Annotated in this window: 16 protein-coding genes; 7 read left to right on the forward strand and 9 right to left on the reverse strand. The window is 63.5% G+C overall.

All coding sequences use genetic code 11. The annotated features are described in order from the left end of the window. Nucleotides 1-49 precede the first annotated feature (49 nt). Nucleotides 50-3,895, reverse strand: coding sequence for an EAL domain-containing protein (locus NK214_RS07565; protein WP_253314142.1), 3,846 nt, complete (start codon nt 3,893-3,895; stop codon nt 50-52). 501 nt (nt 3,896-4,396) lie between these two features. Here NK214_RS07565 and NK214_RS07570 point away from each other — a divergent pair. Then, on the forward strand, nt 4,397-6,064 hold the full coding sequence (locus NK214_RS07570) for an ABC-F family ATP-binding cassette domain-containing protein (RefSeq protein WP_107799716.1): 1,668 nt from the start codon (nt 4,397-4,399) through the stop codon (nt 6,062-6,064). A gap of 114 nt (nt 6,065-6,178) precedes the next feature. On the opposite strand, the gene msrB is transcribed toward NK214_RS07570, so the two are convergent. Beyond that, complete coding sequence (gene msrB, locus NK214_RS07575) at nt 6,179-6,571, reverse strand: peptide-methionine (R)-S-oxide reductase MsrB (RefSeq protein ID WP_253314143.1); 393 nt, start codon at nt 6,569-6,571, stop codon at nt 6,179-6,181. 610 nt (nt 6,572-7,181) lie between these two features. On the opposite strand from msrB, the gene NK214_RS07580 reads away from it, so the two are divergent. The 3 genes from NK214_RS07580 to NK214_RS07590 are packed head-to-tail and all read left to right on the forward strand — an operon-like array spanning nt 7,182 to nt 10,237. Continuing rightward, a complete protein-coding gene (locus NK214_RS07580; protein ID WP_253314144.1) occupies nt 7,182-9,197 on the forward strand; it encodes an RICIN domain-containing protein in 2,016 nt (671 codons plus the stop codon). 7 nt (nt 9,198-9,204) lie between these two features. Next, entirely contained in the window at nt 9,205-9,615 is a 411-nt protein-coding gene (locus tag NK214_RS07585) for a hypothetical protein (RefSeq protein ID WP_107799713.1), read from the forward strand. Nucleotides 9,616-9,673: 58 nt separating this feature from the next. Then, nucleotides 9,674-10,237: an SCO family protein gene (locus NK214_RS07590; protein WP_253314145.1), complete on the forward strand. Its 564-nt coding sequence runs from the start codon at nt 9,674-9,676 to the stop codon at nt 10,235-10,237. Nucleotides 10,238-10,279: 42 nt separating this feature from the next. Here the strand turns inward: NK214_RS07590 and NK214_RS07595 are convergent, their stop codons facing one another. The 3 genes from NK214_RS07595 to NK214_RS07605 form a co-directional block, all read right to left on the reverse strand. Next, complete coding sequence (locus tag NK214_RS07595; RefSeq protein ID WP_227107671.1) at nt 10,280-10,921, reverse strand: histidine phosphatase family protein; 642 nt, start codon at nt 10,919-10,921, stop codon at nt 10,280-10,282. 46 nt (nt 10,922-10,967) lie between these two features. After that, entirely contained in the window at nt 10,968-12,335 is a 1,368-nt protein-coding gene (locus NK214_RS07600; RefSeq protein WP_227107673.1) for a deoxyguanosinetriphosphate triphosphohydrolase, read from the reverse strand. A gap of 96 nt (nt 12,336-12,431) precedes the next feature. Beyond that, on the reverse strand, nt 12,432-12,659 hold the full coding sequence (locus NK214_RS07605) for a glycine zipper 2TM domain-containing protein (RefSeq protein WP_081545093.1): 228 nt from the start codon (nt 12,657-12,659) through the stop codon (nt 12,432-12,434). Nucleotides 12,660-12,876: 217 nt separating this feature from the next. On the opposite strand from NK214_RS07605, the gene NK214_RS07610 reads away from it, so the two are divergent. The 3 genes from NK214_RS07610 to NK214_RS07620 all read left to right on the forward strand — a co-directional run bounded on the left by NK214_RS07610 (nt 12,877) and on the right by NK214_RS07620 (nt 15,499). Beyond that, nucleotides 12,877-14,100 (forward strand): MFS transporter, encoded by a 1,224-nt coding sequence (locus NK214_RS07610; protein ID WP_253314146.1) that lies wholly within the window; start codon nt 12,877-12,879, stop codon nt 14,098-14,100. Between the two features lie 8 nt (nt 14,101-14,108). Further along, a complete protein-coding gene (locus tag NK214_RS07615) occupies nt 14,109-14,735 on the forward strand; it encodes a metalloregulator ArsR/SmtB family transcription factor (RefSeq protein ID WP_235087769.1) in 627 nt (208 codons plus the stop codon). Between the two features lie 194 nt (nt 14,736-14,929). Beyond that, nucleotides 14,930-15,499 (forward strand): lysophospholipid acyltransferase family protein, encoded by a 570-nt coding sequence (locus NK214_RS07620; protein ID WP_107799707.1) that lies wholly within the window; start codon nt 14,930-14,932, stop codon nt 15,497-15,499. A 163-nt stretch (nt 15,500-15,662) separates the two neighbouring features. On the opposite strand, the gene NK214_RS07625 is transcribed toward NK214_RS07620, so the two are convergent. From NK214_RS07625 to NK214_RS07640, 4 genes are all read right to left on the reverse strand, one after another. After that, nucleotides 15,663-16,397: a hypothetical protein gene (locus tag NK214_RS07625; protein ID WP_235087771.1), complete on the reverse strand. Its 735-nt coding sequence runs from the start codon at nt 16,395-16,397 to the stop codon at nt 15,663-15,665. 81 nt (nt 16,398-16,478) lie between these two features. Beyond that, nucleotides 16,479-17,039, reverse strand: a complete 561-nt coding sequence (locus NK214_RS07630; RefSeq protein WP_253314147.1) for a DUF1415 domain-containing protein — start codon at nt 17,037-17,039, stop codon at nt 16,479-16,481. 81 nt (nt 17,040-17,120) lie between these two features. Further along, nucleotides 17,121-17,324: a cold-shock protein gene (locus NK214_RS07635; RefSeq protein WP_019101682.1), complete on the reverse strand. Its 204-nt coding sequence runs from the start codon at nt 17,322-17,324 to the stop codon at nt 17,121-17,123. 240 nt (nt 17,325-17,564) lie between these two features. Beyond that, nucleotides 17,565-18,164 carry an HD family hydrolase gene (locus tag NK214_RS07640; protein ID WP_235087776.1) on the reverse strand — a complete coding sequence of 200 codons (600 nt, stop codon included), beginning with the start codon at nt 18,162-18,164 and terminating at the stop codon, nt 17,565-17,567. Between the last annotated feature and the right edge of the window lie 86 nt (nt 18,165-18,250).

Here is an 18,250-nt window from a genome sequence, read left to right on the forward strand (position 1 = left end):
CTTTTTGCATGCGCGCGGCGTGGATCGGGCGCCGTCCGGCCGGGCGGAATCAGCCCGCCGGCGCGGTGGCGGGGGGCTGCACGGTGTTGAGCAGCGGGGCGCAGGGATCGGGCCGCTCGCGCCAGAAGCGGCGTTCCAGCTCCGCCGCCGGCAGCGGTTTGCTGAACAGATACCCTTGCAGGGTGTCGCAGAACATATACGTCAACGCGGTGGCTTGTTCGTCGGTTTCCACGCCTTCCGCCACCACCCGGAGCTGCAGCGAATGGGCCAGCGCGATGATGGCGCCGGTCAGCGTCATCGCGTCCTGATCGTTCAGCATCGCGCGGACGAAGGACTGGTCGATTTTCAGCTCCTGGGTGGGCAGCTTGGCCAGATAGGACAGCGAGGAATAACCGGTGCCGAAATCGTCGATGGAAATGCCCACTTGCATGTCGCGGATGCGGCGCAGCGTTTCGCCGCAGGTGTTCAGATTGTCCAGCACCACGGTTTCGGTGATTTCGATGTCTATGCCCGGCACGGCGGCGCCTTCGCTCAAGGCCTGTTGCAACTGTTCGGAGAAATCGGCCTGGCGCAGTTGCAGAGGGGAGACGTTGACCGCGATGCGCGGCGCCGGATAGCCGGCCTCCAGCCAGCGCAGATGGTCGCGCGCGGCCTGACGCAAGGCCCAGACGCCCACCTCCAGGATCAGGCCGGTTTCCTCCAGCAAGGGGATGAATTGCGCCGGCGACACCAGGCCGCGCTCCGGGCTCTGCCAGCGCAGCAGCGCCTCCACGCCGACGATCTGCCGCGACACCGCGTCCACTTTGGGCTGGTAGTGCAGCACGAACTCCTGGCGCTCCAGCGCCAGACGCAGCCGGTTTTCCAGCTCCAGCGTCACCGCGGCGCGTTCGCTCATTTCCTGACGGTAGAACAAATAGCGCTCATTGGTGCTTTGCGCCAGTTTGAGCGCGGCTTCCGCGTTCTCCAGCAGGCTTTCCGCGTCGGCGCCGTCTTCCGGGAAGATGGCGATGCCGAATTTGGCCGACACGCGCAACTGCTTGTCCAGGATGGCGATGGGCTGGGCGACGCAGTGTTCCTGCAACTGCATCACCTGACGCGCGATGTCCTCCTCGCTCTTGACCTCGGGGATGATCAGCGCGAAGCGGTCTATCTTGACGCAGGCCAGCAGCCGGGCCTCTTCGGTAAACGACTCCAGCCGCGCCGCCAGCAGGCGTAGCACCTGGTCGCCGGCCCAGCGGCCGTAGACGTCGTTGATGGATTTGAAGTGCTCGATGTCGAGGAAGATCACCGCCAGGCGGCGCTGTTCATGGTGGCTGGAGCTGATTTGCTGCGCCAGGCGCTCGTGGAACAGGCTGCGGTTAGCGAGGCCGGTCAGCTCATCGTAGTAGGACAGGAAGTGCAGCCTTTCCTCTTTTTCGATGTGATCCAGCGCGAAAGCGATGTCGCCGGCCAGTTCGGCCAGCAGCTGCATTTCCTCGTGGTCGAAGGCGTTGGCTTCGTTGGAGCACAGCGTCAGCGAGGCGGCGCGTTGTCCGGGCAGCGGCAGCGGCAGGCAGGCCAGCGAGCGGATGCCTTGCGCCAGCAATTGCTCGCGCGCCGCGTAGGGCAGCGGCGAGCCAAGCTGATTGCAGACGATGTTGCCGCCGCTGGCGATGGCGGCGGCGGACAGTTGCAGCAGCGCGTCGGCGTTGGGAGGCGGCTCGGTCTGTCCTTGCAGCGCGGCGATGCGGTGTTCGCCGTCGCTCCGGTCCAGCATGCTGATCCAGACCAGTTTGAACGCGCCGCTCTGGGTGGCGATGCGGCAGGCTTCGCGAAACAGTTCCTGGCGGTCGTGGCAGCGCACGATCAACATATTGATGCCGCTGAGGATGGCGTAAACGCGGTTGAGCCGTTCTATGCGTAGCCGCAGCATGGAGTGTTGCAAGGTGATGGCCAGTTGCTGGGCGAAGGCCCGGGCGATCTCCAGATGCTCGAAGCCATGCTGGGCAACCTCCTGGAAGGCCAGGTTCAAGGAGCCCAGCAACTGCCCTTCCGCCATCAGCGGCAGCCGCAGATAGGCGCGCACGCCGTGGCTGCGCAGCCATTTGACCAGCGCCGGCGGCTGCGCCAGCGTGGTGATGTCGTGCACGAAGCTGGGCTGTCCGCGCTTGAGCTGTTCCAGATCGCTCAAGCCATAGCTGGAGAAGGGGAAGCGGCTGTCGATCGGGATCTCGTCCTTGGCGTCGCACTCCAGCGCCAGGAAGATGGTTTCCTCGTGCCTCCAGTCGAACACCGTGGCCGACGCGCCCCAGAACGGCACCAGTTGCGCCAGCATGCGCAAGGCCTCCTGCGCGGTTTGCTGCGGGCTGGCGGCGGACAGCAGGGTCAGGCCCATGTCGCGCAGCGACTCCAGCTGCTGGCTGTGGCGTTTGAGCTCCTGTTCGGTTTTCAGCCGCAGGGTGATGTCGCGCATGATGGCGGTGTAATACTTCTGGCCTTCCACCTCCAGCTGGGACACCGAGGCTTCTGCGTAGAACTCGCTGCCGTCGGCGCGCAGCCCGCGCACGCCGCCGGCCGGCGCCAGGCTGCGGCTGACCGGGCCGTTCTGACCGAAGCCGTGGATCAGCTGAGCGTGGCCGGGCCGGAGCGCTTCCGGCACCAGCATATCTATCTGCCGGCCCAGCACCTGCTCGGCGCGATAGCCGAAAGCCTGTTCCGCTGCGGGGTTGAACAGGATAATGTTCAGATCGGCGTCGATGGTGACGATGGCGTCCATCGCGGTGTTGATGATGCCGGCGCGTTGCATCTCGCTGAGGCGGATCGCCGTGACATGCGTTTGCAACTGGTCCAGCATCAAGTTGAATTGGCGCGACACCGCGCGCAATTCTTGCGGCCCCAGTTCCGGGGCGCGCGCCTGCGCGTCGCCGTCGGCCACCGCTTGCGCGGTTTCGGCCAAGCGGCGCGCCGGCTGGGTCAGCGCGCGGCTGAAGCTTTGCGCCAGCAAGCCGCAGAGCAGCAAGGTGACGATGCCGCTGGCCGCGCTCCAGCGCAGGCGGCTGTAGTAGGGCGCGAGCACCACTTGTTCCGGCAGCGCGGCGATGATCAGCCAGTTGGCCTGGGAGAATTTGCGGTAGGAGTAAAGCCGCGACACCCCGTCGCGGCCGACACCCAGTTCGAAACCGGAGGCGTTGCCGCGGATGCGAGCGATGGTGCGGGCGACGTTGATCGAGGTTTTGCCGTGCCACAGCGCGGGATCGGGGTAACGCAACAGAAAAGCCGCTTGCGAGCTCAGCACCGCGATGGTCAGCTTGCGGTCCAGCGTTGAGGGCAAGACCTGGGCCTGCAGCGTCAGCAAGTCCATTTGCACGGTCAGCAGACCAATGGGCCGGCCTTGCTCGTCGCGCACCGGATAGCTGGGCATTATCACCCAGCGCTGGGTGGCGGGCTCCAGCAAGGGCTCGCTGAGCATCAGTCCGGGCGCCGCCAGCGCGCGCTGGAACCAGTCGGCCTTGGTCGGCGGCGTTCTGACCGCGGGATTGGACGCGTGGCTGCAGACTTGCAGGCCGGTGGCGCTGCTGAGCGTCAACTGGGTGGCGGAGGGAAAGCTCAGCGCGATGTCGCGGAACGCGACGGCGCATTCATCGAAGTCGAAGCGACGTATCGGCGTCCGCCTGCTCAACTGCGCCAGCACGCGTTCCAGTTCCGTGATCTTGCTCGCCAGCGCCTGGTCCACCTGGTCGGCCAGCACGCGGGTCTGATCCTGAGCGGCGTCGCGCATGTCGCGGGCCGATTCGAAGGCGCCGATGCCGATCAGCGCCGCGGCGGGCAGCAGGCAGGCCAGCGCGAACAGCAGCAACTGAGCGCGCAAGCCCAGTCCGCTGACGAAGGACAGAATGCGGTTCAGGCCTGCGCGCATGTGGCGGGTACTCTCCGGGGCTGGGGATACTCAAAAATTAGTTCCTGTCGCCGGAGGGGGCAAGTCGATGTTATGCCAAATGCGTCAAAAGGAGAGGGGGCGCGTGGGATTGCCCCCGTGAAAGACTTGCCACACAAGGTTTTGACGAGGATGCTCCGAAGAGGATAAGTACTTACACTTAGACGGCTTGATAGGGCTGCCGTCTATGTTCAGGGCTGTTGCAACGCGTGGAGAGCTTCCAAGGCCTAGGAGGCGAGAGAGTTCGAGGTTTTATGGCTTAGGGCGGCTCGCATGCACTCCTGGAACGCGCCCGCCGCCCCGCGTTTCGCCGAGATGGCGCAGACGCTTATCCTCCGTGAGCGCGCATCTGCGTATAATCCCTCCCTCGTGCCCCGGCTTTTGTCCGCGGGCATGCTTATTCATGGCATTCCGCCGGGACGCAAGTGGTCGCCGGGCTGCTGTTTTCTTGCTTCCTAAAATTCTGCAACACTGCTATTCCCAATGATTATTCTGAAAAACGTGGCTTTGCGTCGCGGAACCAAAGTCTTGCTGGACGGCGCGACAGTCAATATCAACCCCGGCGAAAAGGTCGGCCTGGTAGGGCGCAACGGCGCGGGCAAGTCTTCGCTGTTCGCGGTCTTGAACGGCAGCCTGCACGAAGACAGCGGCGATTTCTCCATCCCCAGCCAGTGGCGGATGGCGCAGGTGGCGCAGGACATGCCGGAAACCTCGCAGACCGCCACCGAGTTCGTGGTGGAAGGCGATACCGCCTTGCTGGCGGCGCGGCGCGAAGTGGCCGAAGCCGAGGCGGGCGAGGACTATATGCGCATGGCGCATGCCTACACCGCGCTGAACGACGCCGGCGAGCATGACGCTCCCGCGCGGGCGCAGGCGCTGATCCTGGGCCTGGGCTTTAGCGTGGCCGAGTTGCAGCGGCCGGTGAACAGCTTTTCCGGCGGCTGGCGCATGCGTTTGCAGCTGGCGCGCGCGCTGATGTGCCCGTCCGATCTATTGCTCTTGGACGAACCAACCAACCACCTCGACCTGGACGCCTTGGTCTGGCTGGAGGCCTGGCTCAAACAGTACGCCGGCACCATGGTGGTGATCAGCCATGACCGCGAATTCCTGGACGCGGTGACCAATGTCACTCTGCACATCGACCACGGCAAGCTGGTGCGCTATGGCGGCAACTACAGCAAGTTCGAGGACATGCGGGCGGAGCAGATGATTTTGCAGCAGGCCGTGCTGGCCAAGCAGCAGGAGAAGATGGCGCATCTGCAGAAGTTCATCGACCGCTTCAAGGCCAAGGCCAGCAAGGCCAAGCAGGCGCAAAGCCGCGTCAAGGCGTTGGAACGAATGGAGAAGATTGCGCCGGTGCTGACCGAGGCCGACTTCCAGTTCGAGTTCAAGGAGCCGAGCAGCCTGCCCAACCCGATGCTGACCATGTCTCAGGCCTCGTTCGGTTATCCGGCGGCGGAGGGAGCGGAGGAAGGCGCGCCGCCCGTCGTGATCGTCAACGGGGTGAACCGCTCCGTGCTGGCCGGGCAGCGCATCGGCATTCTGGGCGCCAACGGCCAGGGCAAGTCCACGCTGGTGAAGACGGTGGCCGAAGCGCTGACGGCCACCGGCGGCGAGATCATACGCGGCAAAGGCTTGAACATCGGCTACTTCTCGCAGCAAGAGCTGGACGTGTTGCGGCCGGAAGACGATCCGCTGCAGCATATGCTGCGCTTGGCGCGAGAAACGCCGGCGCAGTTGCGACCGCCATCCAACGACTGCCGCGAGCAGGGGCTGCGCAATTTCCTCGGCACCTTCAATTTCAGCGGCGACATGGTCAAGCAGGCGGTGGGCAGCATGAGCGGCGGAGAGAAAGCGCGGCTGGTGCTGTGCATGATCGTCTGGCTGCGCCCCAATCTATTGCTGCTGGACGAGCCGACCAACCATCTGGACCTAGCCACGCGCGAGGCCTTGAGCGTGGCGCTGAACGAGTTCGAGGGTTCGGTGATGCTGGTCAGCCACGACCGCGCGCTGCTGCGCGCGGTCTGCGACGAGTTCTGGATGGTGTCGCGCGGCGGCGTCAGCGATTTTGACGGCGATCTGGACGATTATCAGGTCTATCTGTTGGAAGAAGCCAAGCGCCGACGCGAAGAGGCGGCCGGCAAGCGTTAAACGGGGGCAGGCCCGCCCTCAGTCGGGAAAGTCATAAAAGGCAGTGTCGCCATGGATCGTGGCGGCGCTGCCTTTTTGGTTTGGGGGTCAGTTCAGCGGCAGACCTGGGCGGCCTCAAGGCTTGGGCGTGAAGCCCAGCGCCGCCGAGTTGATGCAATAGCGCTCGCCGCTGGGCTCGGGGCCGTCCGGAAACACATGGCCCAGGTGGGCGTCGCATTCGGAGCAGCGCACCTCGGTGCGAACCATGCCGTGCGAGGTGTCGACGATGCGGGCGATGCGCGCGCCGGCGGCTTCGGCCCAGAAGCTGGGCCAGCCACAGCCGGGGTCGTATTTGGCGTCGCTGTGGAATAGCAGGGTGCCGCAGCAGACGCAGTGGTAATCGCCGGTTTCGGTGCGGGTATAGTGTTCGCCGCTGAACGGGTGTTCGGTGCCGGCCTGGCGGGTGACGCGGTATTGTTCCGGCGTCAGCTGTCTTTGCCATTCCTGATCGGTTTTTTGCAGGGCCATGGTGTGCTCCTTTGCGGATGGTTTCAGTCTATTTTAGGGCCGGGCGCGGCTGCGGTACATCCGGCCTTGAGGTTTTGCTTGCCTGCGGCGCGGGTGGCGAGGGCGGTGACGGGCTCCTGTCCTGCCCTTTAGTCGTGCCGGCGGCCCGCGGATGACAGCAACCGCATGGGGAGGTCGGGAGAACATGTCCTGTTTTATTTTTAATATATTAATTTAATTGGAAAGTACTTCTGAATAGCGCCTCTGTTTTCAAGCGTTCGGCGATTTTTCGTCTTTCCTCCAGGACGGTGTACTGTATTTGATACAAAAATCATTATCTGTTGTAAATTTTTGTTGTTTTTATTGGGGCGGGCCATCAGAGTGGCGGCAGTGTCCGGCGCCGGCCGATCCGGCCGTGGGAAAGGATCGGGAGGGCATCTTGGCATGCCGTGACGTGTGTGGATCAAGCGATTTATAAGCGCCTGTCCAAAGCCCTGCGAGCAAGACGAGGCAAGGTCTTGCGGCTGAAGACAAGGAATAAACAGGCGCTGGAGGGGCACTCTGAAGATGGATTCGCCGTGTTGCGCCCAGGGGGCGCAGCGGACTTTGAACAGGCTATTAAGGGGACTTCATGTTGAAGCTTGGAAACGGATTGATGACGCTGGCGAGCGGTGTTCTCGGCGTGTCATGGCTGCTGTGTCCTGAAGTGAGCGCGGCGGCCGCCACCGGCATCGTGGCGGTGAATAGCGGGCAGTGCTTGAATGTCGGCGGCGGTTCGACCAGCTCCGGAGCCGGCATCATTCAATGGCCTTGCTCGGCGGGGAGCAATGAGCAATGGACTTTCGTGCCCTTGGCAAACGGCTTCTACCACATCGTCTCGCAGAAATCGCAGATGTGTTTGAATGTGCCGGCTTCAAGCCGAAACCAGGGCGTTCAGCTGATTCAATGGCCATGCCAAAGCGTGGCGGTGGCCAATGATCAGTGGAAAATCCAGCCGGTGGATGTCGGCACTTACCATATCGTGTCGGCATCCAGCGGCCAGTGCGTGAACATCTTTTCCGGCGTTGCGACGCAGGGAACCAAGGTGGTGCAATGGCCGTGCCAGGGCAAGGCGCAGGTGAACGACCAGTTCATGTTCGATTATCCCGGCGCCAAAAGCGCGGCGCTTCCCTCCGCCTGGAGCGGTGTGATTCCTCTGCCGGTCACCCCGGTGGGCGTCGCCAATCTGCCGGACAACAAGTTGATGATGTGGTCCGCGGATTTTCCCGACGCCTTCAGCGGGGACAGCGGCAACGGCAATAGCAAGACCTATACCGCGCTGTTCGACGCGGCGAAGAACGCGCCGCTGCCGTTGACGGTGGTGACCACCGGCGCGAATCTGTTCTGCCCCGGCACGTCGATGTTGCCCAACGGCAATCTGCTGATCAACGGCGGCTCCAGCAGCCCTAAAACGCAAATATACGATTGGGCGGCCAAGCGCTGGAGCGCCAGCGGCAATATGAACATTCCGCGGGGCTATGAGGCCAATACCGTGTTGTCGGACGGCCGGGTGCTGACTTTGGGCGGTTCCTGGAGCGGCGGCTACAACAGCAAGAGCCGGCCCAACCGCAGCGGGGAGGTGTGGGGCAACGGTCATTGGACCGTGCTTTCCGGCGTGCCGGAAAACAATGTGATCGGCCCCGATCCGCAGGACGCCAACGGCAGCGTGTACCGCGGCGACAACCATTTATGGCTGTTCGCCGGCAGCGGCGGGACGGTGTTCCATGCCGGCCCCAGCGCTCAGATGAACTGGATAGGCACCAGCGGAGCCGGCAGCATCGTTTCGGCGGGGACGCGCGGCAATGATCCTTACAGCATCAACGGCAATGCGGTGATGTTTGACGCCGGCCTGATTCTGAAGCTGGGCGGCGCGCCGGCTTATCAGCAGAACACGGGCACCACCTATGCGAGCAACTCGGCCCATCTGATCGATATCCGCGGCGGGCCCAAGGCCCAGGTGAAGGTGAAGTCGCTGCCCGGAATGAGCTATCGCCGCGCATTCGCCAATGCGGTGGCCTTGCCCGACGGCGACGTGGTGGTTGTGGGCGGACAGACGATACCGCAGCCGTTCACGGACTCCTATGCGGTGCTGACGCCGGAGCTGTGGAGTTCGGCGAAACAGGTGTTCCAGCCCTTGAAGCCCATGCAGGTGCCGCGGACCTACCATAGCACGGCGATCCTGTTGCAGGATGGGCGGGTGTTTGTCGGCGGCGGCGGCTTGTGCGGCGCCGGCTGCCCGCAAAATCACTTGAACGCGGAGATCCTGACCCCTCCTTATTTGTTGAACGCGGACGGCAGCCCGGCGGCTCGGCCGGTGATTAGCGCCGCGCCGGCGCAGGCGCGGCCGGGGAGCGTGATCGAAGTCAAAACGCAGCAGGCGGCGAGCCAGTTCGCCTTGATGAGGCTGTCCGCGGTGACGCATTCGGTCAACAACGATCAGCGTCGGATCGCTTTGTCGGTGTCGCAACTCGCGCCGATGGCGGGGGAAATGCGTTATTCCCTGCAGATTCCCGCGGATAGCGGCGCGGTTTTGCCGGGCTACTACATGTTGTTCGCGATGAGTCCGCAAGGGGTGCCCAGTGTCGCTCGCATCATCGCCATCAATTAAACGCGGCTTGGGCGCGCTCGCCTGCGGGCTTGCCCTGTGGGGGACGCCGTGCGCGGCCGGCGGCGAGGAGGCTGTGGACGGCGGCCGGCTGTTCTACGGCCAGACCGCCTTGGTCGGCCAGCTGTATGTCCATAACCGCCCCTTGGACAGCGAGTACGCGCGTTGCGCCAACTGTCATCGCCTGCAGGATCAGGCGCGGGCGGATGGCCGGTTTGCACCGGATTTGGGCGCGCGCTTCTTGACGGAGGCCAGCGCCAGGCGCGGGGGGCCGGAGCGGGCGTATACCGAACCGAGCTTTTGCGAGATGTTGCGTAGCGGGAAGGACCCGACCGATATCCTGATCGGCACGGATATGCCGCGCTACCGGCTGAGCGCGGCGGAATGCCGGGCTTTATGGCTTTTTCTACAGGGGCATTAGCATGCAAGGCAAGGGCGGCGCGCCGTTGAATCCGGGACGGCGGAGGTTTGCGATGGGCTTGGCGGGCCTGGCGCCTTTATGGCTGGCGGGGCCGGCCGCATTGGCCAAAACCGCGTGGGCCGGAAATCTGGCTCTGGCGCACGGAGAGATTTCTCCGCCGCTGCCGCTGCCGGACTTCATGCTGAATGACAGCGATGGTCAACGGCGCAGCTTTCACGCCTTGTCGCAGCGGCGCGTGACGGCGGTTCAGCTGATTTTCACCGCCTGCTCCAATGTCTGCCCGATCCAGGGCGCGACGTTTCGGCAAGTGCAGGATTTGCTGCCGGAATCAAAGCGGGCGCGGATACAGTTATTGTCGTTGAGTCTTGACCCATTGAACGATTCGCCGGAACAGTTGCGGCGGTGGCTGGCCCGGTTTCGGCCTAAACCAGGCTGGCGGGCGGCCCGCCCCGAGCTGGCCGACCTGGATCTGATGCTGGCCACGTTCAATCAGCGTCAGACGGATTTGAGCGCGCACCACACGGAGGTCTTGCTGGTGGATTCGAAGAGCCGCTTGGTGTGGCGCTCAACGGAGTTGCCGTCGGCGGAAACCATCGCGCGCACTCTGCTGGCCTTGGCGTAGTTGGCGGCCGGCCGCGCCCCGCTTGGGGGCGCGGCCGTCTTGCTATTGAATTTCGTCCAGCGCGGCGGCCAGGTGGGATTCGTCGGCCCATTGTTCAAGCCGCCATTGCCCGTCGCTATAGCTCAGCCAGTTCAAGGCCGCGTTGGGGATAGGGAAGTCGCGGGCTTCGGACATCGGCTTGCCGGTGGCCAGCCGGTACATCATTTCCAGCACGCCGCCGTGGGTGACCACCAGCAGGGTCTGGCCCAGATGGCGGCGGGCGATGCCGGTGAAGCCGTCGCGGATGCGGCCCATGAAGGCGTTGAGGCTTTCCCCGCCCTTGAGATCGTAGTCCGGATCGCGGGATTTGAGTTGCAGATAGTCGTCGCGGATGCTGTGCTCCGCCTCGGCGTAGGTCAGGCCCTGAAACACGCCCATATGGCGCTCGCGCAATTCGGCGCTGAAGGTGGGCGTCAGATTCAATCGCGCCTGCAGCGGCGCGGCGGTCTGGCGGGTGCGGGTCAGGTCGCTGACGTAGAGGGCGTCGAAGGCGTAGCGCCCCGGCCATAGCGCGCGGCTGAGGCTTGTCGCCTGTTCCTGGCCGGTGGGGTTGAGGGGGATGTCGGTGTGGCCTTGCAGTCGATATTCGCGGTTCCAGTCGGTTTCGCCATGGCGGACGATGCAAAAACGGGTGGTGTGCTGCATTCCTGTCTTTCTGATTTTCTAACTGCCGAATTGCGGCGGGGCGGAGTTATAGAATGCCCACGCCGGAAATGTCGCGCGCCAGGTTGGCGGCGTAGTTGTCGGTCATGCCGCCGACGAAGTCCAATACTTTCATATAGGCCTGATACAGGCTGTCGTCACTGCGGATGTGCTGTTCCAGCAAGCCCATGGCCAGGTGCTCGCGCGGGCTCAGGCGCTCGGCGCCCTTGCTGACGTAGGCGTGGGCGGCGGGGATCAGCGCGTCCAGGATGCCGGCCATGCACGGGTAGGAGGCGAGTTCGGTCACCAGCTTGGTGCGGTGGCGGTAGACCCGGGTGCTGGCCAGTTCCTTGGCGTGGATCAGCGCGTCCTGCACTTGGGCGCCGCATAGGTTGATCAAGTCCTTGGCCGGGAATTCGCCGCGCAGCAGGCTGTCGTGGTGCAGCATGAATTTCTCGGCCACTTCGCTGACGCAGCGGCCGATGGCGATGCCGCGCAGGGTGCCGCATTTCTGACGCACGTCCTGCATGTCCCAGATGCGTTCGTATTCGGTGAAGCCGGAGAACAGGGTTTCGAACTCTTTGAAGTCCAGGATGCCGATCTCCACCGCGTCTTCCAGGTCCAGAATGGCGTAGCAGATGTCGTCGGCGGCCTCCATCAGGTAGGACAGCGGGTGGCGGCTCCATTGCATCACGCCCTTGGGCAGCAGGCCCAGCTCCGAGGCCACGCGCTGGAAATAGGGCAGTTCGGTGCGGTAGATGTTGAATTTGTCGCGCGCCTGGGCGGCTTCGGCGTCCGATGTCCACGGGTATTTGATCAGCGCGCCCAGGGCGGCGGCGGTCAGGCGCATGCCGCCTTCGCCGGTGTACATTTCCAGCGTGGCCAGCATGCGCAGGCCGTGGGCGTTGCCTTCGTAGGTCTGCACGTCGCGGATTTCCTCCGGCGCCAGACCGTGCAGCCAGTGGGCGTTGCGTTCGGCGCGGAACCAGTCGCGCAATGCGTATTCGCCGGTGTGGCCGAAGGGCGGATTGCCGATGTCGTGAGCCAGGCAGGCCACTTGCACCACGGCGCCGATATCGTGCGGCGTGTAGTTGTCCGGCAGCAGATGGGCGTGCTGCATCATCATGCCAACGCGGTTGCCCAGGCTGCGGCCGACGCTGGCCACCTCCACGCTGTGGGTCAAGCGGTTGTGGGTGTGGTCGTGGCGCGCCAGCGGGTGTACCTGGGTTTTGCGGCCCAGCCGGCGGAAGGCGCTGGAGAACACCACGCGGTCGTGGTCGATGTGGAAGTCGGTGCGCAAGCCCGGGCTGCCTTCTTCGGTGGCCGGGGTGCGGGTTTCCTTGACGTGGCCCTGAATGACTTTGAAGCGTTTGGTGGAGAGGAGTCGTTCCCAATTCATGCGTGCGGAGGAGGTCATGGCGTGGCCCGTGGTGCTGTTGTATTGATGATATGGGCGCGGCGGGCAAAACAAAAGAGCCAGCGCGGGGCTGGCTCTTGGAATGGGGTCGCGGGTTTAGCGTTTGCCGGTCTGATTGCCGACCACGCCGCCCACCGCGGCGCCGCCCACGGTGCCGATGGCGTCGCCGCCGGTGAGCACGGAGCCGAGCACGGCGCCGGCGGCCGCGCCGATGGCGGTGTTTTGCTGACGCTTGGACATATTGGCGCAACCGGACAGCAGGCTGACGGCGATCAGGCTGGCGGCAATGGCTTTAACGGCGGATTTGCTGGTCATCGAAGTCATGGAAGTCTCCAAAAACATAAAGTAGGTCTTGTGTAGTTTGAGACGCTTGGAATGCCATCTGGTTCCTGTTTCTGCGCGCCTTTTCGTAACCATACGTACAGCATTCTATATGCTGTATTGATGATTTCCAGTACGCGGCGCGATATTAAGTAAACTAATTTGTTTACTTATTGCGATGGCGAGATTAGCATGGGCCATCGTCCCATTGGTATGCGTCATGAATGTTTCCCATCCCAAACTGATTTTGCTGACTGTCTGTCTGGTGGCGCTGATGAGCACGGCCGGCGTGGCCATGCCTTATCCCATCCTGGCGCCCATCTTCGTGAACTCCGTGCCGGATGCGTTCAACCACTTCCTGGGGCTGCCGCCCAAGCTGCTGTTGGGCGTGGCCCTGGCCGCCAATCCGCTGGGCATTTTGCTGGGCAGCACCTTGATTGGAGCGTTGTCGGACCGGCTGGGACGGCGGCGGGTGCTGACCGGAACCTTGTTGCTGACCTTTCTGGGCTATTTGCTGACGGCGTACGCCTTGTGGAGCCGCTGGTATCTATTGTTCGTGCTGGCGCGTTTCGTTACCGGCCTGACCGAGGGCAATGTGGCGGTGGCGCGCGCCATCGTGGCGGATCTGCATCCGCAGTTGGACCGCGCGCGTTCCTTCGCCATTCTCAACGCGGTGCTGTACACCGGCTGGCTAGTGGGGCCGCTGATCGGCGGTTTGACCTTGCCGCTGGGCGAGGCGGTGCCTTTCCTGCTGGCGGCCGGCGCCATCCTGCTGTGCCTGGGGGTGCTGCTGGCCTTCCTGCCGGAAACCGGCGAGCGCATGCACCAGGAGCAGTCCTTGCTGCAGGTGATGCGCGGCCAGCACTCTTTTCGTCTGCTGTCGGCGGACCCTTTGCTGGCGCGGCTGTTCTGGATGCAGCTGGCCTTCGCCGTCGGGGTCAACGCTTTTTACGAGTTCTACCCCTTGTGGCTGGTGGAGTACGCGCAGCTGGACAGCCGCGGCATCGCGGTGGTGACGGCGCTGATGTGCGTGCTGATGACCTCGGCCAGCGCCTTGCTGGGCAAACTTGGGCATAAACGGGCGCCGCTGGAGCTGGCGCGCATCAATGCGGCCTGGGTGGCCCTGGGCCTGCTGGGTTTGAGTTTGCTGGCGGATCTGCCTTGGCCGGGCATAGGCTTGATTGTGTTGTTGGGCGTGCCGCTGGCGATTTACAACGCCATCCTGCCCAGCTGGTGTTCGGAGCGCTTCGCCAGCCTGGGGCAGGGCAGCGTGATGGGTTTGCTGACCACGATCTTCTGCGTGGCCAATGTGTTGGTGGCCTTGCTGGGCAGCGTGCTGACCATTCTGGACACCCGTCTGGTGCTGGTTCTGGGCGCTTTGACGTGCGGCCTGGCCGCCGCCTGGCTGCAAGGCGTGATCCGCGAGGCGGAGGAGGTCCGGTGACCGCGGCGATGAATAGCGCGGATCGGCTGCTGTATCTGCTGAAAACGCGGGGGCCTCAGACGGCGCAGACGCTGGCGGCGGAATTGGGACTGACCAGCATGGGCGCGCGCAAGCATTTGCTTGCGCTGGAGGAGAAGGGGCTGGCGCGGATGGAGGCCCAGGCTCAGGGCGTGGGCCGGCCGGCCCAGCTCTGGCGCTTGACCGAGAGCGGCCATGGCCGTTTTCCGGACCGGCACGCGGATTTGACCTTGCAGTTGCTGGAGCAGGTGAGGGAGCTGTTTGGCGAGTCCGGCCTGGAGAGTTTGATTCAACGGCGAGAGGCGCAGTCGGAGGAGGAATATCGGCTGGCGATGTCCGGCGCGGACGGGCTGGGGGAGCGGGTGGCCGCGTTGGCGCGGCTACGCAGCCAGGAAGGCTATATGGCGGAGGCGCGCCTGGACGGCGACGGCTGGTTGTTGCTGGAAAACCATTGCCCGATCTGCGCGGCGGCGCGCCAATGTCAGGGCCTGTGCCGCTCCGAGCTGGCGCTGTTCGCCCGGGTGTTGGGGCCGGGCGCGGAAGTGCGGCGGCTGGAGCATGCGCTGGAAGACGGCGGGCGGCGCTGCGTGTACCGCATCCATCCCTTGGCGGAGTGAGGCGGCGCGGTGCTTGCTTTTTGAATTCATGGACTTGCGAGATCTGATTGTATTTCGCAATGCGGATTTACCGGGATAGTTTTATCAGGTACATTCCGGCGTTTTTCCACGTGGTTGGCGCTTGCCCCGACGCTGGGCGGCGCCTGTTCGGTTGTCGCTCCCCGTCCTGGGCGAGGCCCTTGCTCAGGACCGTCATGCATTTCACCATTTTCGACACGCCCGTGATCCGGCCGCTGTTCCGCTGCTTGTCCATCGCCATGCTCAAGCTGAGCGGCTGGAAGCTGCGAGGAGAGTTTCCCAAGCTGGACAAATACGTGCTGATCGGCGCGCCGCATACCAGCAATTGGGACTTTCCGCTGACGCTGGCCGTGTGCTTCGCCGCGCGGGCCAAGATCTACTGGATGGGCAAGCACACGCTGTTCGCCGGGCCGATGGGGCCGGTGATGCGCTGGCTGGGCGGCATTCCGGTCAAGCGGCATCAGAATAATTCCCTGGTGCAGCAGATGGTGGAAGTTTACCGGCGTTCGGACCGGCTGGTGGTGGCGATTCCGCCCGAGGGCACGCGCAAGGCGGTGTCCGAATGGAAGACCGGCTTTTATCACATCGCCTGCGGCGCGGAGGTGCCGGTGGCCTTGGCGTACCTGGATTACAGCCGCAAGGAGGCCGGTTTCGGCCCCATATTCACGCCCAGCGGCGATATCGACGCCGATATGCCGCGCATCCGCGCCTTTTACCGCGACAAGGTGGGCAAGCGTCGGAGCTGAGCCCGACTCCCGGAACCGCTTCAATGTCTGCCGCGCTGCAGCGGGGTGGATGGAACGGGGCCTTGAAAACCGTTTCGAAAGGCTCATGCGCCATGAGTCCATTCCGCTTTCTCAGTGGCTTTCGCCTTGTCTCGCTTTTGCTCGCGAGACTTTGAACGGGCTCTCAGGGCGCAGCGGCCTGGGCGACGGCGCTGACCGGCAGAAACTGCAGGAAGGGGCCGGCGATCAGCGATTGACCGAAGTCTATGGCGCTGCGGCGCAGTTTCTCGTCCGACAATTCCGCCAGCAAATCCAGCCTGGCCATCATTTTGCCGAACTCCCGCTCGAAGGACAGATTGCGCACGCTGCCGATTTCATTGGATAGCAAGACCGGCGCGCCGCTGATCTGGCGGTTGTTCAGCATCCAGGCCGCCACTTCCAGATTGTGCGAGGCGTTGGCCAGCTGCTGCGCGTCCAGCCCATGCACCAGGAACAGTTCGGTGCGTCCGCCGTAGGCGTCCACCAGCATGGAGCCCATGCCGTAAATCAAGGCGCCGGCCCGGTCGCCGCCAAAGCCGGGGTCGAAGGCCGCGCTCATCGCCGCGATCGAGCGCTGGCCGCTCAAGGCCGGCAGCGGGGCGTTGTTGCGGATGGAGCTCATGACCTGGCGCATCGCGGCCGGGTAGTCGGCCGCGCCGGTCTTGCGCCATTCTCTGGGATTGCGCTTGTACAGTTTTTCCAGCAGGGTTTGCAAGCTGGCGAGATTGTCGCGCATGGCCAGGTTGGCCATGCGATTGGCGCTGCTCTGCCCCAGCTCGTTGCCGCGAAAGTCGTCGCCGGCGACGGGCTTCTGCACCGGGGTGAAAGCGCAAGCGCTCAACAATAGCGCGACGAGCGGCAGCAAGGGCCTGAGCGACATGGGGGCTGAACTCCAAGAAGGTGGAATGCCCGTGGTGTACCACGCCCGCGACGGGCTTGGCAATGCGCGGCGAGCCCGCGCTTACGGCGTTTTGCCGGCGAACAGCGCTTTCCAGCCGTCCAGGCCCAGCTGTTTCAGCGTTTCGATATTCTTTTCATAGATGGCTTCCGCCTGCGGGAAGGCTTCCACCGCGCGGCCGATGCTGGCTTCGCGCAGCAGGTGCAGCGTGGGGTAGGGCGCGCGATTGGTGTAGTTCTCGATATCGTTGATGCCGGTGCCATCGAACTGGAACTTGGGGTGGAAGCTGGCCACTTGCAGCTCGCCGTCCAGTCCCATGTCTTCGACGATGGCGTCGGCGATGTCGAGGAAGTCGTTGAAATCCAGGAAGCGTTGCAGCGCGCGAGGGTGGATCAGCAAGGTGGTGTCGATCTCGTCCGGGCTGCTGTCGGCCAGCAGGCGCAGTTCGGAGGCGAGCTCTTGCGCCAACTGATCCGGCTGGGCGGCATCGCTGACCACGTAGCGCACCTGGTTCTTCACGTAGACGCTCTTGGCGAACGGACAGAGATTGAGCCCTATCACCGCTTTTTCCAGCCAGTCGCGGGTGGCGGCGATGATGTGTGCGTGATCGTCGGAGACGGACATGGGAATTCCTTGCGTTGAAGCGTAAATGCAAAAAACCCGGCGCGAGGCCGGGTTTTCATCAAGCTGTACTAATCGCGATGATTAGATGGGCTGGATGTTGGAGGCTTGTTTGCCTTTCGGGCCGTCTACGACGTCAAAGCTAACGCGCTGGTTTTCAGCCAGGGTGCGGAAGCCTTTGGCATTGATCTGGGAGAAGTGAGCGAACACGTCGTCGCCGCCTTCATCCGGGGTGATAAAGCCAAAACCTTTGGAGTCGTTGAACCACTTAACGGTACCGGTTGCCATTTTGTTAATTCCTCAAAACGAGCAGTTGAAATAAAAGGCACGAAGTTCAAGGGAAATGGCGACTGAGGTACGGACTTAATGCCACTACGACAACAACACATCCACAACTTGAGCATCCTGCGGCAGGAATAGTGCCTATAGTTCCGGGACATGGCAAGCGTTTTCTGCATGGCCGAAAGGGTTTTTATCCTGTTTTTTCAGTATCCCCTGGCATTTCTACCGGGTTTTCTCCATTTGGGCTCAGGCGCCGAAGTAACCGTCCCGCTCCGCGCGGTCCAATTCCACGCGCAACCAGTCCGCCGCCAGCGGACAGCCGTCCTCCACTTTGCCCACCGCCATGCTCAGCACTTGTTGCTTGCCGACGCCGTTTTCGCGCCAGCTTTGGCCGCCGGATTGCAGATTGAGCAAGATGGGCATCAATCGGTCTATCGCGCGGGCGAAACGCGCTTCCGCGCTTTGGCGGGCCTCGAACTCCTGCCACAAGGCCAGCAGCTCCGCGGCCATGGGCTGGGGCAGCAGGCCCAGGATGCGGCGCATCGCGGCCAGTTCCTCGGCTTCGCGCTCGGCGGCGCCGTCCGCGGCGTAGACGATGGTGTCGCCGGTGTCGATTTCGCCCAGGTCGTGAATCAGCAACATGCGCACCACCTTGTCGATGTCCACCGGCTCGGCGGCGAAGTCGCGCAGATTGAGGGCGAACAGCGCGATTTGCCAGCTGTGTTCCGCGGAGTTCTCGTAGCGGTCGACATGGGCGGCCTTGGTTTTGCGCAACACCGTTTTGAGTTTATCCACTTCAATAATGAAGGCGATGTGTTGTTGCAGCGTTTGCAGTGGGTTTTGCATGGGAATATCGGACATAAAGAGCGGACGATGCGCCGGGGGCGCAAATTATGCGCGGCGCGTGGCGGTTTGGAAAGGCCGCTGTCGCA

This window comes from Chromobacterium sp. S0633 (genome assembly GCF_024158805.1).
Lineage (GTDB): Bacteria > Pseudomonadota > Gammaproteobacteria > Burkholderiales > Chromobacteriaceae > Chromobacterium.